General features: G+C 70.8%; 21 protein-coding genes and 1 riboswitch. Of the genes, 15 read left to right on the top strand and 6 right to left on the bottom strand.

Translation table 11 applies throughout. The features are described 5' to 3' along the window. Positions 1-30: 30 nt before the first annotated feature. Positions 31-1,266, top strand: coding sequence for a DUF6350 family protein (locus VGK78_RS03945; RefSeq protein ID WP_331526067.1), 1,236 nt, complete (start codon positions 31-33; stop codon positions 1,264-1,266). A gap of 305 nt (positions 1,267-1,571) precedes the next feature. On the opposite strand, the gene VGK78_RS03940 is transcribed toward VGK78_RS03945, so the two are convergent. Together VGK78_RS03940 and VGK78_RS03935 are read right to left on the bottom strand one after the other, a co-directional pair. Continuing rightward, a complete protein-coding gene (locus VGK78_RS03940) occupies positions 1,572-2,930 on the bottom strand; it encodes a hypothetical protein (protein WP_331526066.1) in 1,359 nt (452 codons plus the stop codon). 214 nt (positions 2,931-3,144) lie between these two features. Beyond that, positions 3,145-4,422 carry a hypothetical protein gene (locus tag VGK78_RS03935; RefSeq protein ID WP_331526063.1) on the bottom strand — a complete coding sequence of 426 codons (1,278 nt, stop codon included), beginning with the start codon at positions 4,420-4,422 and terminating at the stop codon, positions 3,145-3,147. Positions 4,423-4,505: 83 nt separating this feature from the next. On the opposite strand from VGK78_RS03935, the gene purN reads away from it, so the two are divergent. The 4 genes from purN (at position 4,506) to VGK78_RS03915 (ending at position 8,076) form a co-directional block, all read left to right on the top strand. Beyond that, the gene (purN, locus tag VGK78_RS03930) at positions 4,506-5,138 is read left to right on the top strand and encodes a phosphoribosylglycinamide formyltransferase (RefSeq protein ID WP_331526062.1); all 633 of its coding nucleotides are present in this window, start codon (positions 4,506-4,508) and stop codon (positions 5,136-5,138) included. A 2-nt stretch (positions 5,139-5,140) separates the two neighbouring features. Continuing rightward, positions 5,141-5,217: riboswitch (ZMP/ZTP riboswitch) on the top strand. Positions 5,218-5,243: 26 nt separating this feature from the next. Beyond that, complete coding sequence (gene purH, locus VGK78_RS03925) at positions 5,244-6,815, top strand: bifunctional phosphoribosylaminoimidazolecarboxamide formyltransferase/IMP cyclohydrolase (protein WP_331526061.1); 1,572 nt, start codon at positions 5,244-5,246, stop codon at positions 6,813-6,815. Positions 6,816-6,823: 8 nt separating this feature from the next. Continuing rightward, positions 6,824-7,669, top strand: a complete 846-nt coding sequence (locus VGK78_RS03920) for a bifunctional methylenetetrahydrofolate dehydrogenase/methenyltetrahydrofolate cyclohydrolase (protein WP_331526060.1) — start codon at positions 6,824-6,826, stop codon at positions 7,667-7,669. Between the two features lie 5 nt (positions 7,670-7,674). After that, the gene (locus VGK78_RS03915) at positions 7,675-8,076 is read left to right on the top strand and encodes a DUF3017 domain-containing protein (protein ID WP_331526058.1); all 402 of its coding nucleotides are present in this window, start codon (positions 7,675-7,677) and stop codon (positions 8,074-8,076) included. A 99-nt stretch (positions 8,077-8,175) separates the two neighbouring features. Here VGK78_RS03915 and VGK78_RS03910 read toward each other — a convergent pair whose 3' ends face one another. Further along, on the bottom strand, positions 8,176-9,165 hold the full coding sequence (locus tag VGK78_RS03910) for a malate dehydrogenase (protein WP_331526057.1): 990 nt from the start codon (positions 9,163-9,165) through the stop codon (positions 8,176-8,178). Positions 9,166-9,265: 100 nt separating this feature from the next. Here VGK78_RS03910 and VGK78_RS03905 point away from each other — a divergent pair, with 100 nt between their 5' ends. From VGK78_RS03905 to VGK78_RS03890, 4 genes are all read left to right on the top strand, one after another. Continuing rightward, positions 9,266-10,027, top strand: coding sequence for a hypothetical protein (locus VGK78_RS03905; protein ID WP_331526054.1), 762 nt, complete (start codon positions 9,266-9,268; stop codon positions 10,025-10,027). Between the two features lie 66 nt (positions 10,028-10,093). Then, complete coding sequence (locus VGK78_RS03900) at positions 10,094-12,325, top strand: NADP-dependent isocitrate dehydrogenase (protein WP_331526053.1); 2,232 nt, start codon at positions 10,094-10,096, stop codon at positions 12,323-12,325. Further along, positions 12,325-12,531 (top strand): hypothetical protein, encoded by a 207-nt coding sequence (locus tag VGK78_RS03895; protein ID WP_331526052.1) that lies wholly within the window; start codon positions 12,325-12,327, stop codon positions 12,529-12,531. The genes VGK78_RS03900 and VGK78_RS03895 overlap by 1 nt, the downstream gene beginning before the upstream one ends. Positions 12,532-12,605: 74 nt before the next feature. Beyond that, positions 12,606-13,766, top strand: a complete 1,161-nt coding sequence (locus VGK78_RS03890) for an MFS transporter (protein WP_331526051.1) — start codon at positions 12,606-12,608, stop codon at positions 13,764-13,766. Here VGK78_RS03890 and VGK78_RS03885 read toward each other — a convergent pair. Continuing rightward, complete coding sequence (locus VGK78_RS03885) at positions 13,696-15,306, bottom strand: hypothetical protein (RefSeq protein ID WP_331526050.1); 1,611 nt, start codon at positions 15,304-15,306, stop codon at positions 13,696-13,698. The genes VGK78_RS03890 and VGK78_RS03885 overlap by 71 nt on opposite strands. Positions 15,307-15,386: 80 nt before the next feature. Further along, complete coding sequence (locus VGK78_RS03880) at positions 15,387-16,490, bottom strand: GNAT family N-acetyltransferase (protein ID WP_331526049.1); 1,104 nt, start codon at positions 16,488-16,490, stop codon at positions 15,387-15,389. Between the two features lie 434 nt (positions 16,491-16,924). On the opposite strand from VGK78_RS03880, the gene trpS reads away from it, so the two are divergent. The 6 genes from trpS to VGK78_RS03850 all read left to right on the top strand — a co-directional run bounded on the left by trpS (position 16,925) and on the right by VGK78_RS03850 (position 22,696). Beyond that, a complete protein-coding gene (gene trpS / locus VGK78_RS03875) occupies positions 16,925-17,995 on the top strand; it encodes a tryptophan--tRNA ligase (RefSeq protein ID WP_331526048.1) in 1,071 nt (356 codons plus the stop codon). Between the two features lie 11 nt (positions 17,996-18,006). Next, the gene (locus VGK78_RS03870) at positions 18,007-18,534 is read left to right on the top strand and encodes a 2'-5' RNA ligase family protein (protein ID WP_331526046.1); all 528 of its coding nucleotides are present in this window, start codon (positions 18,007-18,009) and stop codon (positions 18,532-18,534) included. A gap of 128 nt (positions 18,535-18,662) precedes the next feature. Beyond that, positions 18,663-19,454 (top strand): hypothetical protein, encoded by a 792-nt coding sequence (locus tag VGK78_RS03865; protein ID WP_331526045.1) that lies wholly within the window; start codon positions 18,663-18,665, stop codon positions 19,452-19,454. Continuing rightward, positions 19,454-21,295, top strand: a complete 1,842-nt coding sequence (locus VGK78_RS03860) for a fumarate reductase/succinate dehydrogenase flavoprotein subunit (protein ID WP_331526043.1) — start codon at positions 19,454-19,456, stop codon at positions 21,293-21,295. Before VGK78_RS03865 ends, VGK78_RS03860 begins: the two co-directional genes overlap by 1 nt. A gap of 4 nt (positions 21,296-21,299) precedes the next feature. Beyond that, on the top strand, positions 21,300-22,076 hold the full coding sequence (locus VGK78_RS03855; protein ID WP_331526042.1) for a succinate dehydrogenase/fumarate reductase iron-sulfur subunit: 777 nt from the start codon (positions 21,300-21,302) through the stop codon (positions 22,074-22,076). 38 nt (positions 22,077-22,114) lie between these two features. Next, positions 22,115-22,696: a ribbon-helix-helix domain-containing protein gene (locus VGK78_RS03850; RefSeq protein ID WP_331526040.1), complete on the top strand. Its 582-nt coding sequence runs from the start codon at positions 22,115-22,117 to the stop codon at positions 22,694-22,696. A 26-nt stretch (positions 22,697-22,722) separates the two neighbouring features. Here VGK78_RS03850 and VGK78_RS03845 read toward each other — a convergent pair. Continuing rightward, positions 22,723-23,834, bottom strand: a 1,112-nt coding sequence (locus tag VGK78_RS03845; protein WP_331526039.1) for a sugar porter family MFS transporter, incomplete at its 5' end; no start/stop codon positions are given.

Raw genomic sequence — 23,834 nt, 5'->3', positions numbered from 1 at the left:
CCCGGGCGGTCAGGTGATGATGGCCGGACCATGACCTCCCTCCTACCGGCTCCACGTCGTACCCCCACGCGCGACGACCGGACGGACACCGCACACCGCCGGCCCTTGGTCCTGGTCGCCGCCCTGGCGGGCCTCGCCGCCGCCTGCTCGACGCTGGTGGTGTGCCTCGCCGGCGGCGTCGTCGGGTGGTTCCTCACCGACGCCGGCGCCCACGGCGCCCCGCGCGACGGACTGCGCGTCGGCGCGCTGGGCTGGCTGATGGCGCACGGCTCGGGCGTGCATGTCGACGGCACCGCTGTGAACGCGATGCCGCTCGCGCTGACGCTGCTGGCAGCGCTCCTGATCTGGCGGCTGGGCCTGCGACTGGGCGACTCGGTCTCGGGCCACGGCCCGGACGCCGACGCGATCGCCGACGGGATGCGCGACTGGACGGTGCCCTCGGCCACCTTCTTCTTCACGCTCGGGTACGCCGTGGTCGCCGGCGTCACGCACCACCTGGCCGCGACCCCCGCCACCTCGCCGTCGCTCCCACGCACCCTGGCCTGGACCCTCCTGGTCTGCGGCGTGGTCGGCGGAACCGCGATCGCCGTCGGATCCGGACGGGCCGCCATCTGGACGTCGTTCCTGCCGCTGTCCTTGCGCGCCGCCGCGGCCGCGGCCTGGGGGACCCTCGTCTGGTACGCCGCGGTGTCGGCCGTGGTGCTCTGTGTCGCCCTGGTCGTCGACTGGGACGGTGCGGTCAACGTGATGTCCCAGCTGCACACCAGCCCGGGCGCGGCGACCCTGCTGATCGGGCTGTGCGTGCTGGTCGCGCCGAACGCGACCCTGTTCAGCGGCTCCTACCTGCTCGGCCCGGGCTTCGCGGTGGGCACCCACACGGTGGTCGCCCCGACGTCGGTCGTGCTGGGCCCGCTGCCGATGTTCCCCCTGCTCGCCGCGCTTCCCGACCCCGGCCCGACCCCGGGCTGGACCGTTGCACTCCTCGGGCTCCCGCCCCTGGTCGCCGCGGTCGCGACGTACCGCACGCTGGGGCGCTACCCCACGACCCGCTGGGACGAGGCCGCGCTCCGCGGCGCGGGCGCCGGTCTGGTCTGCGCGGTCGGCTTCGCGGTGCTGGCGGCCGTCTCCGGCGGCGCCGTCGGCCCCGGACGCATGGCGGACGTAGGCCCCTTCGTGTTCCAGGTGCTGCTGCACGGGATCGCGACGTTCGGCATCGGGGGACTGGTGGGAGGCCTCGCCGCGGCCCTCCGTACGCGCAGTTTTTGATTTGTCGTTGGCGGCGGCCACTGAGTCTCATGCGCGCGGCGGCGAGGTCATTGGTTCCGCCCGCACGCGCGCATGAACCTCAGCGGGCCTGGCCGCCGCCAACGACGTGCCCCTTCGCGGCGTCGCGGGCTGGTGGTTCCGCAGGCACGTGCGCGCGTGAGACTCAGGGCCACCGGAAGCGACATACCCAAGACTCCGCGAAGCCACAAATCAAAACCGTGACCGGCGTTCCAGACACCACCATCGCCGGACGGCTCTGCGCAGTACTCCCACCTCGGGCGCGGAGAACTCCCCAAACGGCTCCGTCAGCGGCCGCGGACGATCACGGGGCGGTAGGTGACCCTCACCGTTCGTGAGGTGGCGTGGCGTGCGACGAGGCGTCCGTCCACCATGGTCCGGTAGACGGCCCGGGGCACGTGGATGCGCACGTTGTGGTGGGGGTTCCAGTAGATCGTGCGGGCGACGCCGTGGCGGCGCACGGTGCACGCGTAGGTCCCGTCTCGACTCTCGTGGCAGGGTCGGTGCCCGTCGGTGCCGACCAGGCGCCCGCGGAGCCAGTGCTCGGCGATGCGGAGGGCGCGTCCGGCGTCCTGGACCCGGGCGAAGTCGTCGGGGTCGGTGAGGAGGGTGTTGCCGAGCGTCCCGCCGCCGGCGATCCGCCCCCAGTCGTAGCGGTACCAGAAGATGTGCGACAGTCCGTTCGCGGCGCCCAGCAGGTAGGTGCGCAGCACGTTGGCCACCTGCCGTCTCTGGGAGATCGGCTGGGCGGAGGCGTCCGCCAGACCGCCCCCGGTCACGCCGTAGTTGATCTCGGTGGCCCAGATCTTCTTGTCACCGGGGACGCCTGCGCGGTTCAGCACGCGCCGGGCCTTGCCGAGCAGGCGCATCGCATCCTCGGGCCCGCCGTCGTAGCGGCCGTACTGCGGCCGCGGGTACAGACTGAGCGCGTTCACGTCGTAGTGCCGCCAGACGGGCAGGCCGTCGGCGGTGTCCTGGTGCTGGTAGGCGGACATCCAGACGCGCTGGTAGCGCAGCCGCACGGCGAACGACGGCGCGACCACCGTGGCGCGCGGGTCGACCTCGTCACGCACGTGGTCGACGACCGCCGTCAGCTGTGCCATCTGCGCCGGTGTGCCGGTCCAGAAGTAGGAGATGTTCGGCTCGTTCCACACCTGGTACGCCGCGATCCCGCGGCGGCCGTTGAAGTTGCGGTAGCGGGTCATCACCGCACGCACGAAGCGCGCGTAGGCCTCGGGGTCCGAGGGCGGCTGCGACTGGGAGGCGGCGTAGAAGGACGGCGTCATCGCCAGCACCAGGGTGACCTGGACGTGGTGGTTCTGGGCAGCGGTGACCAGCTGGTCCAGGCGGCTCCAGTCGTAGACACCGGGTGCGGTCTCGATGTCGGCCCAGGAGACGTGGGCGTCCCAGAGGCGGATCGAGCCGAACGGCAGGTGCCCGTAGGCCTGCATGGAGCCGTCGTGGAGCCCGAAGAAGCTGCGCCGTACGTGAACCGAGTGGTGCCGGTAGACGGTGTCGCCCGCGTGCAGACGGTGCGCGGTCGTGGCGGCGGAGGCCGTCGGCGAGGCGAGCCCGCTCAGGAGGCCGGCGAGCAGGGCGCCGACGACTGCGGAGGCGAGGGTCCTCGTGCCTGGGGGGAGGGTCACGGGGGGATGACCTTTCTGTGCGTGTCCCCCCAGGTGTTGAGTTCTTCACCCCCCTGACGCGTCACGGAAGCGACCGGGCCGCGTCGCAGGTAGGGAAGCACCGCGACCTGATCCCCGGGGCGGGATCGGCTCGAAAATGGCCCATCCGGGTGATACGCGATAGGCGAGCCGGGTCGGTCTCACCTGCCCCCGATGTACTAGACGGAGTGACCTATCAGCGGGTGTCGACCATCACCGGTCGATAGCCGACCCGGACCACGGATGTCCGGGAGCCGTCCGCTGTGCGCACCTGCACCCGGACCCGTCGGTGCGGGTTCCACAGGATCGTCCGCGTCCGGTCCCCGTGCCTCACCAGGCAGGTGTAGGTCCCCCAGCGGTCGCGGGCGCACGGACGGTGCCGGCCCCGCTCCGTCACCAGCCGCCCGTCCAGCCAGTGTTCGGCGATCCGCAGCGCCCGCCCCGCCGGGGTCAGCACGCTCGGGTCGTCGGGGTCGCTGAGGAGGGTGTTGCCGATGGTGCCGCCGTCGGCCGTCCGGCCCCAGTCGTAGCGGTACCAGTAGACCCGTCCGAGCCGCCGCGCCGCGCCGAGCAGGTACGTCCGGAGCACGTTGGCGACCTGGTGCCCGTCGGAGATCGGCTCCGCGGACCCCTGCGCGGGCTCACCGGAGCCGAGACCGTAGTTCAGCTCGGTGGCCCAGACGGGCTTGGTCGCCGGTACGCCGATCCGGGCGAAGCGGTGCCGCACCTGGTGCAGCAGCCTGATCGCGTCCTCGGGCCCGCCGGGCCGGCCGTCGTACGTCGCGCGCGGATAGAGGCTGAGCGCGTTCACGTCGTAGAAGTGCCAGACGGGCCGGCCGTCGACGCACTGCCGCTGGTACCTCCCGATCCATCGCTGCTGCGAGATGAGCCGCGACGCGAACGACGGGGCCACCACCGTCGCGCCCGGGTCGACGGCGTTGCGTGACCGTGCGACGACGGCGGTCAACCGCGCGAGCTGCTGCGGTGTGCCGGTCCAGAAGCGTGAGACGTTGCCCTCGTTCCACACCTGGTAGGACTCGATGCCGCGACGGCCGTCGAAGTAGCGGTAGCGGGCCATGACGGCCCGCACGTAGGCGGTGAACGACCCGAGGTGCGCCGGCGGCTGCGACGGGCTGTCGGCGTAGAACGACGGCGTCATGCCGAGGACGAGGGTGACCTTGACGTGGTGGGCCTGCGCGGCGCTCACGAGGGCGTCGAGGCGGGTCCAGTCGTAGCTGCCGGGCGAGGGCTCGATCTGCTGCCAGGTCGCGCCGGCGTCCCAGATGCGCAGGGCACCGTAGGTCAGGTGGTCGTAGGCCAGCATCGACCCGTCATGGAGCCCGAAGAAGGAGCGGGGCACGCGGATGGAGGCGGCATGGGCGGGGGGAGGGGCGAGCAAGGTGGTCGCGGCGCCCATGACGAGCAACGTCAGGACGATCCGGCCACGCACCAGCGCCCGAGCGGTGGTGGACATGAAGTTCTCCTGGGGGGCTTAACGTGACCTTAACAACGGAAGGAGCCGAGGGCGGGTTACGTCCGCGCCTTAGACTCCGGGCCGTGCCCCCACCCGATCGCCGGCTGCGCGTCGTCGTCCTGGTCTCCGGCTCGGGCACGAACCTCCAGGCCCTCCTCGACGCGGCCGCCGACCCGTCGTACGGCGCGACCGTGGTCGCCGTGGGCGCCGACCGTGCCGGCATCGAGGGCCTGGCCCGCGCCGAGCGTGCGGGGGTGCCCACCTTCGTCCACCGGGTCAAGGACTTCGAGTCCCGCGAGGCGTGGGACAGCGCGCTCACCGCGTCGGTGGCCGGCTTCGAGCCCGACCTGGTGGTCTCGGCCGGCTTCCTGAAGCTGGTCGGGGAGTCCTTCCTCGCGACGTTCGGGGGGCGCTTCCTGAACACCCACCCGGCGCTCTCGCCGTCGTTCCCCGGCATGCACGGCCCCGCCGAGGCGCTCGAGTACGGCGTGAAGGTCACCGGCTGCACGCTGTTCGTCGTCGACACCGGCGTCGACACCGGGCCGATCGTGGCGCAGACGGCGGTCCCGGTGCTCGACGGCGACACCCCCGAGTCCCTGCACGAGCGGATCAAGCAGACCGAGCGGCTGATGCTGGTCGAGGCGGTCGGGCGGATCGCCCGCGACGGGTTCACGGTCGACGGCCGCGTGGTGCGTTTCGGACCGGCCGTGCCCTAGTGTGGAGGCACACGACTGGCGCAGGTGGGCAACCACCGGGGAGTGACGTCACCGAGCATCGACCGCCTGGGTGCCCGGAGCCGATGACAGCGCAGGAGTGACCCAGTGAACGACCGCATCCCGATCAGGCGCGCCCTGGTCTCCGTGTACGACAAGTCCGGTCTCGACGACCTGGTCCGCGGACTGGCCGACGCCGGCGTCGAGCTGGTCTCGACGGGCGGCTCGGCCGCCCGCATCGAGTCCCTGGGGATCCCGGTGACGAAGGTCGAGGACCTCACCGGCTTCCCCGAGTGCCTCGACGGCCGGGTGAAGACGCTGCACCCGAAGGTGCACGCCGGCATCCTCGCCGACCGCCGCCTCGAGTCCCACGTGCAGCAGCTGGCCGACCTGGGGGTCGAGCCGTTCGACCTCGTCGTGTCCAACCTCTACCCGTTCGCGCAGACAGTCGCGTCGGGCGCCTCGCCGGACGAGTGCGTCGAGCAGATCGACATCGGCGGACCGTCCATGGTCCGTGCCGCCGCGAAGAACCATCCGTCGGTCGCCATCGTCACCTCGCCGGACCGGTACGCCGACGTGCGGGCGGCTGTCCTCGCGGGCGGGTTCACGCTCGAGGAGCGCAAGCGGCTCGCCGCCGAGGCCTTCGCCCACACCGCGGCGTACGACGTTGCGGTGGCGTCGTGGATGGGCGCTGGGCCCGATCGAGGGGGGTTGTCCGACACCGGCGACGGAACCGGTTTCCCGGCGTTCACCGGGGCCACCTGGGAGCGCAAGGCGGTGCTGCGCTACGGCGAGAACCCCCACCAGCCGGCAGCGCTCTACGCACACTGGCGCGGCGGGCTGGCCGCGGCCGAGCAGCTGCACGGCAAGGAGATGTCCTACAACAACTACGTCGACACCGACGCCGCGCGACGTGCGGCCAACGACTTCGAGGTGCCGGCAGTCGCCGTCATCAAGCACGCCAACCCGTGCGGCATCGCCACCGGCGCCGACGTGGCCGAGGCACACCGCAAGGCCCATGCCTGCGATCCGGTGTCGGCTTTCGGCGGCGTCATCGCGGTGAACCGGCCGGTCTCGAGGCAGATGGCCGACCAGGTGGCCGAGGTCTTCACCGAGGTGATCGTCGCGCCGGACTACGAGGACGGCGCGCTCGAGGTGCTGGCGGGCAAGAAGAACATCCGCATCCTCCGGTGCCCCGTCGACGAGCACCCCGACCCGGTCGAGTTCCGGGGCGTCTCGGGCGGCGTGCTGATGCAGCGGGTCGACCACGTCGACGCACCCGGTGACGACCCGGGCACCTGGACGCTGGTCACCGGTGAGGCCGCTGCCGACGACGTGCTGACGGATCTGGCGTTCGCCTGGAAGGCGTGCCGGTCGGTGAAGTCCAACGCGATCCTGCTCGCCTCCGGCGGGGCCTCGGTCGGCATCGGGATGGGGCAGGTCAACCGGGTCGACTCGTGCCGCCTGGCGGTGTCGCGTGCGGGGGAACGGGCGGCGGGCTCGGTCGCGGCGTCCGACGCGTTCTTCCCGTTCGAGGACGGGCCGCAGATCCTGATCGACGCCGGGGTCCGGGCCATCGTCCAGCCCGGTGGGTCGGTCCGTGACGAGCTGACGATCAAGGCCTGCCAGGATGCGGGCGTCACGATGTACCTCACCGGCACCAGGCACTTCTTCCACTAGGACGCCCCATGACAGCACGCATCCTCGACGGGACGGCAACCCTCCGCGCGATCAAGGCCGAGCTCGCCGAGCGGGTCGCCAAGCTGAAGGAGCGAGGGGTCACGCCCGGGCTCGGCACGGTGCTCGTGGGCGACGACCCCGGCTCACACTGGTACGTCGGCGCCAAGCACAAGGACTGCGCCTCCATCGGGATCACCTCGATCCGGCGCGACCTCCCGGCCACCGCCACCCAGGCCGAGGTGGAGGGGGTGATCGACGAGCTGAACGCCGACCCTGCATGCACGGGATTCCTGGTGCAGCAGCCGACCGGGCTCGACGAGTTCGCCCTGCTGTCTCGGGTCGACCCGGCCATGGACTGCGACGGACTCCATCCGGTCAACCTCGGCAAGCTGGTGCTCGGCGAGTCCGGACCGCTGCCCTGCACGCCGGTCGGGGTGATCGAGCTGCTGCGCCGGCACGACGTGGAGATCGAGGGCGCCGAGGTCGTGGTCGTCGGTCGCGGGATCACAGTCGGTCGCCCGCTCGGGCTGCTGCTCACCCGGCGTACCGAGAACGCGACCGTGACCCTGTGCCACACCCGCACCCGCGACCTGCCGGGGCACGTGCGCCGGGCGGACATCGTGGTGGCGGCGGCCGGCGTACCCGGGATCATCACCGCCGACATGGTCAAGCCCGGAGCGGCCGTGCTCGACGTGGGCGTGTCGCGGGTCGACGGGAAGATCGCGGGGGACGTCGCCGCCGACGTGGCGGAGGTCGCCGGCTGGGTGTCGCCCAACCCCGGCGGGGTCGGGCCGATGACCCGCGCGATGCTGCTGGCCAACGTCGTGGCGATCGCAGAGGACGCGGCACACTGAGAAGCGTGGAGGGGGACGTGGGGCGGCGCGAGCCTGACCCCGACCCGGGACCGGACATCGACCCGCCCGTCGACGACGTACCTCCCGAGTCCGCAGAACCCGAGGGCCGGCGCTACCCGTCGACCCTGGGCGGCGCGTTCTACCTGCTCGTGCTGCTGGTCTCGGCGGTCGGCCTCGGCATCGTCTCCCAGGGCGACTGGCGTCTCGGGGTGAAGTGGATCGGCGCGTCGTTGGTCTTCGGCGCCGTGGTCCGGTTGGTGATCCCGGCCCAACAGGCAGGAATGCTCGCCGTACGCCGCCGCGCGGTGGACGTCGTGATCCTGGCCGCGGTGGGCATCGCGCTGTGGTTCCTCTCGACCAGCATCCCCAACCAGCCTGTACTGATTGGCGTGGCTCTGGCGGCCTGAGGCTCGCGCGCGCAGAGCGTGGTCACTGGTCGCGCCCGCGGCGCACGCGAGCCTCAGCGAGGAAGCCGCCAGACCCACGCGTGCCCGCTTCGCGGGCGTCTAGATGAGCCCCAGCTGGGTGACTGCTTCCTTCTCCTCCGCCAGCTCGGCGACGGTGGCGTCGATCCTGCCGCGGGAGAAGTCGTCGATCTCGAGGCCCTGGACGATCGACCAGTCGCCGTTCGAGGTGGTCACCGGGAAGGAGGAGATCAGGCCCTCCTGGACGCCGTAGGACCCGTCGGAGCGCACCGCCATCGACACCCAGTCGCCTTCGGGCGAGCCGTGCAACCAGTCGCGGGCGGCGTCGATGGTGGCCGACGCGGCCGAGGCGGCGGACGACGACCCGCGGGCGTCGATGATCGCGGCGCCTCGCTTGGCGACGGTCGGGATGAACGTGTTCTCCAGCCAGTCCTGGTCGTTCACGGTCTCGGCGGCGTTCTTGCCGCCGACCTCGGCGTGGAACAGGTCGGGATACTGCGTCGCCGAGTGGTTGCCCCAGATCGTCATCTTCTTGATCTCGGTCACCGGCGCGCCCGTCTTCGCGGCGAGCTGCGAGATCGCGCGGTTGTGGTCGAGCCGGGTCAGCGCCGAGAAGCGCTCCCGCGGGATGTCGGGAGCGTTGGTCATCGCGATCAGGGCGTTGGTGTTGGCGGGGTTCCCGGTGACGCCGATCCGTACGTCGGCCGCGGCCACGTTGTTGAGCGCCTTGCCCTGGGCGGTGAAGATCGCGCCGTTCGCCTCGAGCAGGTCGCTGCGCTCCATGCCCGGACCCCGCGGCCGGGCGCCGACGAGCAGCGCGAGGTTGACGCCGTCGAAGATCTTCTCCGGGTCGGAGCCGATCTCGACGCCGGCCAGCGTGCCGAACGCGCAGTCGTCGAGCTCCATCACCACGCCCTCGAGCGCCTTCAGGGCCGGCTCGATCTCGAGCAGCCGCAGCTCGATCGGCCGGTCCGGACCGAGCAGGGACCCGCTCGCGAGACGGAACAGCAGGCTGTAGCCGATCTGGCCGGCGGCACCGGTCACGGCCACCTTGAGCGGCGTTGAGCTCACGAGACTTCTCCTCGACGAGGGGTTGACGACAGGCGGGCGATGCTCTCGACGCTAGCAGCGGAACGACGGTCGTCCTCAGCCGGGCTGGCATGCTGCTGGCATGACGCGCGCGGGAGCCTGGGCCGCCCGCGCGACCCTCCCGATCCTGGCCTCACTGCTCTCGACCGCCGTGCTCTCGGGGTGCGGAGCGAGCCCGCAACCGGTCGGGCCGGCCGGGGTCGACGGCCTCACCATCCCGACCCCGAACCCGCACCCGGAGGACTTCGCGGGGCACGCCGAGAACGTGTGGTTCCCCCTCGAGCCCGGCACCCAGTGGACCTATCGCCAGTACCTGCCGACCGGTTTCCGCACGGTTGTCGCGACGGTCCTCCCCCGACAGCGCCGGATAGCGGGGATCGCGACGACCGCCATCCGCTGGCAGTACCGCGTTCACGGCGCGGACCGCACCGCGATGATCCGGTGGTACGCCGTCGACACGGCCGGCAACGTGTGGTGGTTCGGCCAGCGGGTGGCGCCCCGGGAGCCGCGCCTGGACCTCCTGGCTCCCCGGTCCTGGCAGGCGGGGGTGGACGGGGCAGAGGCCGGGCTGGTCCTCACCGCCACGCCGCGCCTGGGCGACGGCTACCTGAACGCCGCCGAACCGGGCGTCGTCGAGCGACGCTCCACCGTGGACTCGGTCAGCTCCACGGTGGTCACCGCCGAGCACACCTTCCGACACACCGTGGTCACCCGCGACCTGAGCACGCTCGCGCCCCTGCACGTGGTGCAGACCTTCTACGCCCGCGGACTGGGCATGGTCGCCCAGCAGGACACCCGGGTCCTCTCCACCAGCCTCTCCCTGACCCGGGTACGCCACCGCTGATCCGGCCGGCGACGGCGGCCGACCCCGGTTTGCCCGACATCAGCACCGCTGACTAGCGTCCTGAACGTGTCCGACTCTGCCGTTGACAAGCCCGCCATCATCTACACCCGCACCGACGAGGCGCCGCTGCTCGCGACGTACTCCTTCCTGCCGATCATCTCGGCGTACGCCGGTCAGGCGGGCGTGCCGGTCGAGTCCCGCGACATCTCCCTGGCCGGGCGGATCATCGCCCACTTCCCCGAGCGGCTCGGCGACGAGCAGCGGCAGCCCGACGCGCTGGCCGAGCTCGGGGAGCTGGCCACGCGCCCCGAGGCCAACATCATCAAGCTGCCCAACATCTCCGCGTCGATCCCGCAGCTGAAGGCCGCGATCGCCGAGCTCAGGGAGAAGGGCTACGACCTCCCGGACTACCCCGACACCCCGAGCAGCGACGAGGAGAAGGACGCACGCGCCCGCTACGACAGGGTCAAGGGCAGCGCCGTCAACCCGGTCCTCCGGCAGGGCAACTCCGATCGCCGCGCCCCGGAGTCCGTCAAGGGCTACGCCCGCAGTCACCCCCACTCGATGGGCGCCTGGAGTCCCGAGTCGAGGACCAACGTTTCGCACATGACCGCCGACGACTTCCGGTCGGAGGAGAAGTCGGTGGTGATCGAGAAGGCCGGTGAGCTCCGTGTCGAGCTGGTCGCCGACGACGGCACCACCACCGTGCTGCGCGAGGGCATCTCGGTCGTCGAGGGCGAGATCGTCGACGCCACCGTGATGCGCGTGGGGCCGCTCCGTGAGTTCCTCACCGCCCAGATCCAGCGCGCCAAGGACGAGGGTGTGCTGTTCTCGGTCCACCTCAAAGCGACGATGATGAAGGTCTCCGACCCGATCGTCTTCGGCCACGTGGTCCGCGCGTTCTTCCCTCGCCTCTTCGCCGAGTACGGCGAGCAGCTGGCCGCCGCGGGCCTGTCGCCCAACGACGGTCTCGGCGGCATCCTCACCGGGATCGAGAGCCTCCCGGAGGCAGACGGCATCAGGGCTGCCATCAAGGCCGGCTTCGACGAGGGCCCGCGGATCGCCATGGTCGACTCAGACCGCGGCATCACCAACCTCCACGTCCCCTCCGACGTCATCGTCGACGCCTCGATGCCGGCGATGATCCGCACCAGCGGCCACATGTGGGGGCCTGACGGCCAGGAGGCCGACACTCTCGCGGTGATCCCGGACTCGTCGTACGCCGGCATCTACCAGGTCGTGATCGACGACTGCCGTGCCCACGGCGCCTTCGACCCTGCCACCATGGGCTCGGTCTCGAACGTCGGGCTGATGGCGCAGGCCGCGGAGGAGTACGGCTCCCACGACAAGACCTTCGAGGTCCCGGCGACCGGTCAGGCGCGCGTGGTCGACCAGGACGGGCACGTTCTGATCGAGCACACGGTCGCGGCCGGCGACATCTGGCGGGCCTGCCAGACCAAGGACGTGCCGGTCCGCGACTGGGTGAGGCTCGCCGTCGAGCGGGCCCGCGCCACCGGCGACCCGGCCGTCTTCTGGCTCGACGCCGACCGCGCCCACGACGCGAACCTGATCGAGAAGGTGAAGGCCTACCTGCCCGACCACGACGTCGACGGGCTCCAGATCGAGATCCTGAAGCCGACCGACGCGATCGCCTTCTCGCTGGAGCGCATCCGCCGGGGCGAGGACACGATCTCGGTCACCGGCAACGTCCTGCGTGACTACCTGACCGACCTGTTCCCGATCCTCGAGCTCGGCACCACCGCGAAGATGCTGTCGATCGTCCCGCTGATCAACGGCGGCGGCCTGTTCGAGACCGGCGCCGGCGGCTCGGCGCCCAAGCACGTGCAGCAGCTGCTCAAGGAGGACTACCTGCGCTGGGACAGCCTCGGCGAGTTCCTGGCCCTGGCCGAGTCGTTCGCCAAGTACGCCGTCGCCAACGACAACCCGCACGCGAAGGTCCTCGGCGAGACCCTCGACCGGGCGACCGGCACGTTCCTCAACGAGAACAAGTCGCCCGCCCGCAAGGTCGGCTCGATCGACAACCGCGGCTCCCACTTCTACCTGGCGATGTACTGGGCCCAGGAGCTCGCGCGTCAGGACGACGACCCCGAGCTGGCCGCAGCCTTCAAGGGCCTCGCCGAGACGCTGACCCAGAACGAGCAGACCATCACCGACGAGCTGGTCGCGGTCCAGGGTCACCCGGTCGACCTGGGGGGCTACTACCGTCCCGACGACGACCTGGCCGCCGCGGTGATGCGTCCGTCGCAGACGTTCAACGACGCACTGGACTCCCTCTGATGGCGGTCCTGGTCGTCTTCCTCCTGGTGGTCGGTGCCCTGGCCGTGTGGGCGCTGGTCGACCCGCAGTCCGCCTGGCGCGCCTCGCAGGGCGGGATGTTCCGCGACGCCTCGACGATCCGTCTGAGCGGCTTCGGCGCCACGGCCCAGCGGATCGTGGCGACGGTGGTGCTCGTGATCGTGATCGTCACGCTGGTGAACCTCTGAGCCCGAACGCCCCGGCCACTTCCGGCACGGAGGTCCGTGCCACGAGCTTCACGCTGGCGCTGCTCGCCCTCGCCATGGGCGGGTTCGCGATCGGCACCACCGAGTTCATGGCGATGGGTCTGCTGCCGCAGGTGGCGGACGGCGTCGACGTGTCCATCCCCACCGCCGGTCATCTGATCTCGGCGTACGCCCTGGGCGTCGTGGTCGGTGCGCCGGTGCTGGCGTTCCTCGGTGCCCGACTCCCGCGGCGCGGGCTGCTGGTCGCGCTGATGGCCGTGTACGCCGGGTCCAACGCGCTCAGCGCGGTGTCCGGCGGCTACGGGCTGCTCCTGCTGGCCAGATTCCTCAGCGGCGTGCCACACGGCGCCTACTTCGGGGTCGCGTCGCTCGTGGCCGCGAGCCTCGCGCCGCGCGGCCGCGAGGGACGGGCGGTCGCGATGGTGATGATCGGGCTGTCCGTCGCCAACGTCGTCGGCGTTCCCGCCGTCACCTGGATGGGTCAGCACCTCGGCTGGCGCTCGGCGTTCTGGGCCGCGGCGTCGCTCGCCGTGCTCACAGCGATCCTGGTCACCGCCTGTGTCCCGGCGGCACCTGGCAACGCGGAGGCCACCGGCCGTCGCGAGCTGCGGCTGTTCGCCGAGCCGCAGGCCTGGCTGACCCTGCTCGCCGGCGCGATCGGCTTCGGCGGCATGTTCGCCCTCTACTCCTACATCGCCGAGGTGGTCACCGAGGTCGGCGGGTTGGCGGACGGCGCGGTGCCTGTGTTCCTGCTGGCCTTCGGGCTCGGGATGGTCGCCGGCACGTACGTCGCGGGTCACCTCGCCGACTGGTCTGTCTTCCGGTCGCTGCTCGGCTCGTCGCTCGCCATGGCGCTGTTGCTCCTGGGGTACGCCGCGCTGGCTGCGGCCGGCTGGTGGGCCCTGGTCCCGGCCTTCCTGGTCGCGGTCGCCTCGTCGGTGCTGGTGGTCAACCTCCAGCTGCGGCTGATGACCGTGGCCGGCGAGGCCCAGACCTTGGGCGCGGCGATGAACCACTCCTCCCTCAACATCGGCAACGCCCTCGGCGCCTGGCTCGGCGGTCTGGTGATCGCGGCCGGCTGGGGCTACCGCGCCCCGGCCCTCGTGGGGGTCGGCCTCGCCCTCGCCGGGTCGGCAGTGCTCGCGCTCAGCTACCTGGCGTCCGGCAGACCCCGCCGCGCTTCGGGCCGTCGGGGAGCACGTCGAAGTCCGACGTGAGCACGTAGGTGCCCGCCCGGCGCGCGTGCAGGAGCGTCCACTGCCCGTTCTGCGAGAGACAGCCGTGCGCACGCACGCCCTCGGCGACCGGACGCGACCCGTCCAGGACCGCGAGGTGCTGCGACCACCGGACCTGGATCGGCACCAGGGTGCGATGGCTGACCCACAGCCGCAGCTGGTTGCCGTCCACGGAGAGCACCTGGGCGTGACGCGCCAGCGGCGCGGAGCCCAGGACCTGGTAGAGCTTCCAGTCGTTGTTGTGCCACACCTCGCGCAGGTAGGGCAGCCCACCGGCGATCAGCTTCGCCTCGTCGACCGACGCGAAGTCCAGCTTGGCGTTCGGGACGGCGACGTAGGCCACCGCCAGCTGGTCCAGCCACTGCCGGTACGACGTGGCGTCGAGGGCCCCGTCCTTGTAGAAGATCGGGTTGTCCGTGACGTCGGCCTGCCGCTCCCAGCCTCGGGCCACCGGCATCGACTCGCCGACGTACCGTGCCGCTCCCTTGGTCGCCGGCTCGACCACCTCGACCCGCTGGCCGAGCGTCGCGTCGGTGTTCATCCGCGAGCGGAGCTGGGTCAGCAGCGGCGTGTAGTAGGACTGCGACGCCGACGGCGAGTCGGCCTCGGCGAGCTGCCAGCTGACGTCGACGGCCGGGAAGACCAGGGCGAGGGCGGTGAGGGCGACCACGTGCCGGTCGGGACGACGCCCGAACCCGACGATCAGCGGGGCCGCCGACAGCCAGACGATGCGGGTGAGGTTCAGGCCGACGCTGTTCGGGACGATCAGGCAGGCGACCAGTCCGAGCGCGACGATCACCGCTCCGACGCGGATCGTCGGCTCGCGGCAGGCGACCACGACCAGCGCCAGGCCGACCAGGGCCAGGAACATCTGCTCCGGCGGCGACCCCATCACCCCGGGGTTGTGGAACAGCAGCGCCAGCGTGCCGAGGGAGCCGGCGGTCGCGGCGCCGGTCACCAGGGCCTCCCGGCGTCGCGAGCGGTCGGCCACCAGCACGGCCGCCGCGACGATGCCGGTGAACAGGCCGGCGAGCGGGCTGCCGAGGACGCTCACCACGGTGGCGGCACCGGCCAGCCACGGATGGCGGCGCACCAGCGCGAGCACGGCCAGCATCGCCGCGGCGAGGCCGACCAGGAAGGTGATCCGCCCGCCGAAGAGGTTGAGCAGCACGCTCGCGGCGAAGACCACGCTCGCCGCTCGCGGCCGGGCCGACTCGCGGAACAGCAGGTGCGCGACCCACATGCAGATCGCGGAAGCCAGGGCTCCCGTGGTGGCGACCCCGATCGTGGCCATCACGCCCGGGGCGATCACGGAGTACGTCGGGAGCTCGAGGCCGCCGTACCAGCCCGGCCACCAGCTGACGTTGCCGAGCTTGGCGAAGATCTCGGCCCGGGTCGCCTGCGCGGCGAAGTCGGGCACCGGGGGCACCAGGATCAGGTAGAGGGAGAGCCCCACGACCGGGACGAACCAGGTCAGCATCCGCCGAGTACGCAGCGACGAGATCGCACGCGGCATGCTCACGAAGGTCCTCCTACCCTGTCTTGTGCCATTGTGCCAAGCCAGATGAGGCCGTCCGTAATCCCGTCGGCCCGACGCACGCCTCAGCGGTGACGTGACCTCCGCCACTCCTCGACGAGCACGTCGTAGAACACGCAGTCCGTGCGGCCGGTGCGGATGCCCGTTCCGAGCCGCTCGGTGCCCCACGCCGTCAGGCCGTTCGCCTCGATGACGTGGCGTGACGCGGCGTTGTCGGCCGCGGCGCCCGCCATCACCCGGCGTACGCCGAGGTCCTCGAAAGCGTAGGCGACCACCCGCGCCATCGCGCGGGTCATCACGCCCCGACCCCGGGCGTCCGGGTGCGTCCAGAAGCCGATCTCGAGCTCCACCTCGGGCATGTAGTCGAAGAAGCTGACCGAGCCGAGAGCGAGGTCGTCCTCGGGGTCGACCACCGCCCAGCCGACGCTCCGCCCGGTCGCGCGGTTCTCACGGAGGTGCTCCAGGTAGGCCCGTGCCTCCGACTCGTCGTACGGGAACGGCATGCTGCCCAGCCACTGCTGCGTCCGCTCGTCGGAGCACGCCTCGACGATCCGGGGTACGTCGGAGTCGCGCCACGGGCGCAGCCGGAGCCCGTCCGCCTCGAGCACCGGCACGTCCAGCCACCGTCCGTGTGGCTTCCGGTCGTCGCCGGCCAGCAGGGTACCCACCCAGGTGTCCACGAGCTCCCCGCGATGGTGGAGGTAGCGACGCAGCGTGCCGTCGAAGGAGAACCCGAGCCGCCAGGCGAGCCTGCGCGAGGCCCAGTTGCCGACGTAAGCCCGCCACACCACGGTGTGCACGCCTCGTGTGCCGAACCCCCAGTCCAGCAGCAGTCCGCAGGCGCGCTCCACGGTGCCCGTGCCACGCACGCGCGGATGCGCCCCGAACGCGATCTCGGCGCGGCCGTGACCCTCGTCCCGCAGCTCGACGGTTCCGCCGAAGCTCCCGTCCGTCTCCAGCGCGAACGCCCAGCTGCTGCCGTCGTCCCACCCGTCCCGCACCACCTCGGTCACGAAGTGGCGGGCGTCGTCGCGCGAGTACGGGACCGGGACCGTCGTCCACCGCTGCGTCTCCGGGTCCTGGCACTGCTCGAAACAGCCCTGGACGTCGTCCTCGCGGTGCGCGCGCAAGGTGACCGTGCCGTCGGTGAGGGTGGGGACCGAGTCCATGCCGGGCACCCTGCCAACCGCCGTCCGAGACCGGCAAGCCGATTCCCCAACTGCGCCGCTAACCCCGCACCGTCCGGGTCGTTGTGTCGGCATGCGCGCAGTGGCGTACGGCGTCGTCCTCGCCATCTGGCTGTCGCTGGCGCCGGCGTTCCTGGCCGAGGCCCCGTCGGACCCGAGTCCTCCGGCGCCGCATGACGGACCACGGTGTGAGGCCGCAGCCACCGTCAACGGGTTTCGAGACTGTGGCTCGGGTCGCCGCTCCCAGAAACCTCACCGGGTCTCGACGCGCTCGCGCGACTTCGTCCCTCAGTCGCCTCGCTGCGGTTCCTGAGGAGCCGAGGAACGAGGCGTCTCGAAGGGCGACCTGGCCGAGCCCGCGCGCAGCCCTCGTTCCTCCGGCGGCGCTGCTCGGCTCAGATGACACAATGCGCCCCATGCCCAGCACGACCACGTCACCGGAGCTGGTCGTCCCCGAGGTGACGTTCGGCCCGAAGCCGCGGGTCCTGTCCGGGATCCAGCCCACCGCCGACTCGTTCCACTTCGGCAACTACCTGGGTGCGCTGCGCCAGTGGGTGGACCTGCAACGGGAGTACCAGCCGTTCTTCTTCATCGCCGACCTGCACGCGATCACGGTCGAGCAGGATCCCCGGGTCCTGCGCGAGCGCACCCTCCGGGCGGCGGCCCAGCTGATCGCGATGGGCATCGATCCCGAGCGCTCGGCGATCTTCGTGCAGAGCCAGATCCCGGCCCACGCCCAGCTCTGCTGGGTGCTCCAGTGCCTGACCGGCTTCGGCGAGGCCCGCCGGATGACCCAGTTCAAGGACAAGTCGGCCAAGGGCGGGGAGGGCGCCTCCAGCGTCGGCCTGTTCACCTACCCGGTGCTCCAGGCCGCCGACATCCTGCTCTACCGGCCGCACTACGTGCCGGTCGGCGAGGACCAGCGCCAGCACCTCGAGCTCACCCGTGACCTGGCGCAGCGGTTCAACCACCGCTACCGGAAGACCTTCCGGCTGCCCGAGCCCTACATCCTGAAGGCGACTGCCAAGATCACCGACCTGCAGGAGCCGACGGCGAAGATGTCGAAGTCGTCGTCGTCCCCGGCGGGCATCATCGAGCTCCTCGACGACCCCCGGGCCAGCGCCAAGAAGATCCGCTCCGCGGTCACCGACTCCGGCACCGAGATCCGGTTCGACCCCGAGGACAAGCCGGGCATCTCCAACCTGCTCACGATCTACTCCGCACTCACCGGCCGCGGCGTCAGCGACCTCGAGGAGGAGTACGCCGGACGCGGGTACGGCGACCTGAAGAAGGACCTGGCCGAGGTCGTCGTCGACGTCGTGACCCCATTCCGGGACCGCACCCTCGAGCTGCTCGAGGATCAGCAGCACCTGACCGACGTCCTGGAGTCCGGTCGCCGGCAGGCCGCCGCCATCGCCGAGGCCACCCTGCGCGACGTCTTCCAACGCGTCGGGTTCGCCGCCGCGGCCCGTCCTTCGGGGCTCTGAGGAGGAGCGGCGTGCCGACCATCGGGGTGTCCGTCGCCGTCCCGGAGCCGCACGGGGGCCGGCTCCAGCAGTTCCGCGTGGCCAACGGCGACACCCAGGGTGCGACCATCCCGACCCACATCACGCTGGTGCCCCCGGTCGAGGTCGACCAGCTGCGCCTGGGCGAGGTCGAGCAGCACCTCGACGCGATCGCGGCCGGCCACCCGGCGTACCTCATCCACCTGCGCGGGTCCGGCACGTTCCGCCCGGTCTCGCCGGTCGTCTTCGTCAACCTGGTCGAAGGCATCTCGCCGACCGAGCAGCTCGCCAAGGCCTGCCGGAGCGGGCCGCTCGCGCTCGACCTGGACTTCCCCTACCACCCTCACGTCACCGTGGCCCATCTCCCCGACGACCTCCTGCTGGACCGGGCGTTCGACGAGCTCGCGGCCTTCGACTGCGCCTTCACCGTCGACGCGTTCCACCTGTACGTGCACGACGCCGACGTCGGCTGGAAGGCCACCCGCGACTTCCGCCTCACCGGCCCGGCCGAACGCAGATGACACCGAAGCCAGATGACATCGAAGGCAGATGACACCGAAGGAAAATGTCACACCACCCGGGTAGGCCGGGGCGCGAGACCGCGCGATAGGTTTCTGTGTCGCCCGAACCGGCGCCAGAGAGGACGGCGATGACAACTGGAGTGCACGGCCCCACCCGGGCCCGCATCGAAGCCAAGACGCTGCGGACGGACCGGTGGTGGCTGTACCCGCTCACCACGTTCGTCGTCTTCTTCGCCTTCGTGGTCTACGCGACGATCCGGGCGTTCCAGGGCAGTGACTACTACAGCAAGCCCTACCTCTCGCCGTTCTACTCGCCGTGTCTGGGTGACTGCGTGAAGGGCAGCTCCGACTTCGGCCAGCCGTTCGGCTGGTGGCCACTTTCGGCGGCGCTGATCGTGCTGATCTTCCCGCTCGGCTTCCGGCTCAGCTGCTACTACTACCGCAAGGCCTACTTCCGGTCCTTCTGGCTGAGCCCGCCGGCGTGCGCGGTCGCCGAGCCGCACAAGTCCTACTCCGGCGAGACCGCGCTGCCGCTGATCCTGAACAACATCCACCGCTACTTCTGGTACGCCGCGGTGCTGGTCGCCATCGTCCTCAGCTACGACACGGTGCTGGCGTTCGGCCCGGCCGAGGGGGAGTCCAGCGGCGTCCACATGGGGCTCGGGTCGCTGATCTTCCTGGTGAACATCGTCCTGATCTGGCTGTACACGCTGTCCTGCCACTCGTGCCGACACATCGTCGGCGGCAAGCTGCGCCACTTCAGCAAGCACCCGGTCCGCTACCAGATGTGGAACTGGGTCTCGAAGCTGAACGGTCGGCACGCGCTGTACGCCTGGCTCTCGCTCTTCTCCGTCGCGATCGCCGATCTCTACGTGCTGCTGGTCTCCGCCGGCGCGTTCAACGACCCGAGGTTCTTCTGATGTCCGACCAGACCCCTGAGGCGACGTCCCCCGAGGACGTCGAGAAGCACCAGTACGACGTCGTCGTGATCGGCGCCGGCGGCTCCGGCCTCCGTGCCGCGATCGCCGCCCACGAGGCCGGCGCGAAGGTCGCCGTGGTCTGCAAGTCGCTCCTGGGCAAGGCCCACACGGTGATGGCCGAGGGCGGCGCGGCCGCGGCGCTCGGCAACCTGTGGCCCGACGACAGCTGGCAGGTCCACTTCCGCGACACGATGCGCGGCGGCAAGATGCTCAACAACTGGCGGATGGCCCAGCTGCACGCCCAGGAGGCGCCGGAGCGGGTCCTCGAGCTCGAGGACTGGGGAGCGCTGTTCGACCGCACCAAGGACGGCCTGATCTCCCAGCGCGACTTCGGCGGCCACCGCTACGCCCGACTCGCGCACGTAGGCGACCGCACCGGTCTGGAGATGATCCGCACCCTCCAGCAGCGCACGGTGCAGCTCGGCATCGACGTGTTCATGGAGTGCACGATCACCGACCTGATGAGGTCCGACGGGAAGATCGCCGGCGCCTTCGGCTACTGGCGCGAGAGCGGGTCGTTCATCGCCTTCGAGGCGCCCGCGATCGTGCTCGCCACCGGCGGCATCGGCAAGAGCTTCAAGGTCACCTCGAACTCCTGGGAGTACACCGGCGACGGCCACGCGATGGCCCTGCGCGCCGGCGCGAAGCTGATCAACATGGAGTTCGTCCAGTTCCATCCGACCGGCATGGTCTGGCCGCCCTCGGTGAAGGGGCTGCTGGTCACGGAGTCGGTCCGCGGCGACGGCGGCATCCTGAAGAACTCCGAGGGCAAGCGGTTCATGTTCGACTACATCCCGGAGTACTTCAAGGACGAGACGGCCGACAACGAGGAGGAGGCCGACCGCTGGTACGAGGACAAGAAGAACAACCGGCGTCCTCCCGAGCTCCTTCCGCGTGACGAGGTCGCGCGGGCGATCAACTCCGAGATCAAGGCAGGCCGCGGCAGCGAGCACGGCGGCGTCTACCTCGACATCGCCTCCCGTCGTTCGCCGGAGTTCATCCACAAGCGGCTGCCGTCGATGTACCACCAGTTCAAGGAGCTGGCCGACGTCGACATCACCGCGGAGCCGATGGAGATCGGCCCGACCTGCCACTACGTGATGGGCGGGGTCGAGGTCGACCCCGACACCGAGATGAGCGGCGTCGAGGGTCTCTACTCGGTCGGGGAGTGCTCGGGCGGCATGCACGGGTCGAACCGGCTCGGCGGGAACTCCCTGTCCGACCTGTTGGTCTTCGGCAAGCGCGCCGGAGACGCGGCGGCGGCGTACGTCTCGGGCCTGGGTGGTGTCCGGCCGACCCTCTCCGAGACCGACCTGAAGTCGGCCGAGGAGCTCGCGCTCTCGCCGTTCGACCGGTCCGGCGAGGGCTCCGAGAACCCGTACACGATCCAGCAGGACCTCCAGCAGGTCATGAACGACCTGGTCGGCATCATCCGCACCCGCGAGGAGCTCGCGCAGTCGCTCGGCGAGATCGAGAAGCTCAAGGAGCGGGCCGAGCACCTCGAGGTCTCGGGGGACCGGGAGTACAACCCGGGATGGCACCTCGCGATCGACCTGCGGAACATGCTGCTGGTCTCCGAGTGCATCGCGAAGGCGGCCCTGGAGCGCGAGGAGTCGCGGGGCGGGCACACCCGCGACGACCACCCCGGCTTCGACGAGAAGTGGGGCACGCTCAACATCGCGTTGTCCCTGAACGCCGCCGGCGACGGCGTCGACCTCGCCACCCAGCCGCTCCCGGTGATGCCGGACGAGCTCGCGACGTTCTTCGAGGGAGATCACTGATCAGATGAGTTACACGCTCAAGATGAAGCTCTGGCGCGGCGACCGGTCCGGGGGCGAGCTCCAGGACTACGACGTCGAGGTCGAGAACGGCGAGGTGGTGCTCGACGCGATCCACCGGGTCCAGGCCACCCAGGCCGGGGACCTCGCGGTCCGCTGGAACTGCAAGGCCGGCAAGTGCGGCTCGTGCAGCGCCGAGGTGAACGGCCGGCCGCGGCTGATGTGCATGACCCGGCTGTCGGACTTCGACCCGGCCGAGACGATCACGGTCACTCCGATGCGCACCTTCCCCGTGATCCGCGACCTGGTCACCGACGTCTCGTACAACTACGAGAAGGCCCGCGAGCTGCCGTCGGTCGAGCTGCCGCCGCGCGACGCCGACGGCAAGCGCCGGATGATGCAGGAGGACGTCGAGCGCGGCCAGGAGTTCCGCAAGTGCATCGAGTGCTTCCTGTGCCAGAACACCTGCCACGTCGTCCGTGACCACGAGGACAACAAGCCCGCCTTCGCCGGACCGCGGTTCTTCCTGCGGTACGCCGAGCTGGACATGCACCCGCTCGACACCGTCGACCGGCGCAAGGTGACCCGCGAGCAGGCCGGCCTCGGCTACTGCAACATCACCAAGTGCTGCACCGAGGTCTGTCCCGAGGGGATCCACATCACCGACAACGCGATCATCCCGATGAAGGAGCGCGTCGTCGATCGCACCTACGACCCCCTGGTGTGGCTCGGCAACAAGATCGGCATCCGCGACAAGGACCGAGACTCCCGTAGCGAGATCTGACCAGCGCGGGACCTGGGCCCGGGTACTCAGGCGGAGCTGTGGGCACCACGACCGTCGCGGGGTGCGCGAGCATGCTGATGTTGTGCTACCTGGCCACCTGGGGCTCGCGGTACGGCTGGCGCGGCGCCGCCGGTGCCCTCGCCGACGTCCTCGCGTCGGGCCTGGCGCTGACTCTGTTGTGGGCGGACTGGGACTCGTTCGACGGCGACACCGTGGGCCGGCTGTTCGGCGTGTCCGTGGTCGCGGCCCTGACCCTCGCTCAGGTCTGCCTGCTGGCGGTCCTGGCCGCGCGCCGTACCTCACTGGGCATGCTGCTGTGGTCCACCGTCGCGCTCGCCGTGCTTCTCGCCGCGGTCGTGGGCGGTCTGATCCTGGGCGTGGATGCCGATGAGGGCACCGTACGGTTCATCGGGATCGTCGCGATCCTCGATGTGCTCGGCACCCTGGTCACCATCGCTCTCGGCGTCTTCGGCCGGGACGAGAAGAGCCTCACGGTGACCCTCACACCACGCGTCGCAGCCCGCCTGCGGGCACGGTCCTTGGAGATCGGCGTGCCGGTGACCGCCCTGGTCGACGAGGCGATCGCCCGCTACTGGGGGCTGTCGGCCGATCGACCCTGAGCAGCAGAGTCGGGCCGACCTGGGTGTCAGGTCAGCTCCTCCTGGATCTCCTCCAGGGCCCGACCCTTGGTCTCGGGCACGCGCAGGATGAAGAACGCGATGGAGAGCACGGCCAGGCCGGCGTAGAGGAAGAACACGCCCTGCCGGGTGATCGCGTTGCTGAGGCTCAAGAAGGTCTGGGCGACCAGGAAGTTGGCTCCCCAGTTGAAGATCGTGCACACCGCCATCGCCTTGCTCCGGACCCCGACCGGGAAGATCTCCGAGATCATCAGCCAGAAGACCGGCCCCAGACCGATCGCGAAGGCTGCGATGAACAGCAGCAGCCCGGCCAGCGCTACCCAGCCGTAGTCGCCCTGCAGCGTCGACGACGAGAAGTAGACCCCGAGCACCAGGAGCGCGACCAGGAGCCCGACGGTGCCGGTCAAGAGGAGCGCGCGACGTCCGAGGCGGTCGAGGAGCAGTACGGCGACGATCGTGAACACGACGTTCGTGACACCGACCGCGACGGTCTGCGCCAGGGCCGCGGAGTTCCCCAGCCCGGTGTCGGACAGGATCGTCGGGGCGTAGTAGATGACCGTGTTGACCCCGACGAACTGCTGTGCCACCGCCAGCGCGATGCCGACCCACAGCAGCGGCCGGAGCCGGTCCGAGAGGAGGTGCTTGACCCGGACGTTGCGCTCGCGCTCGTTGGCCTCCTCGATCTGCTCGACCTCCTCGTCGACGTCGGCCTCGTCGTCGCCCTCGCGGAGCTGGTCGAGCACCTCGCGTGCCTCGTCCCCCCGGTCGTGCATCACCAGCCAGCGCGGCGTCCGCGGCACGGTCAGCATCCCCACGGCCAGGGCGGCTCCTGGGATGGCGGCGATGCCGAGCATCCAGCGCCATTCGCCGGGCACGCCCTTGAGGGCGAAGTCGACGATGTAGGCGAGCAGGATGCCGGAGGTGATCGCCAGCTGGTTGAAGCTGACCAGGCCGCCCCGGACCTTCGGGGGCGAGACCTCGGAGATGTACAGAGGCGCGACGAAGGACGCCGTCCCGACGGAGAACCCGAGCACGAACCGGAACCCGATCAGCATCGGGGCGTTCACCGAGAAGGCGCAGCCGAGCGCGCCGACGACGTACACGCATCCGGAGATGACCT

Origin of the sequence: Nocardioides sp. (genome assembly GCF_036503465.1) — a bacterium.
In the GTDB taxonomy this organism is placed as follows: domain Bacteria; phylum Actinomycetota; class Actinomycetes; order Propionibacteriales; family Nocardioidaceae; genus Nocardioides.
This window is presented reverse-complemented; position numbering and strand designations above follow the sequence as displayed.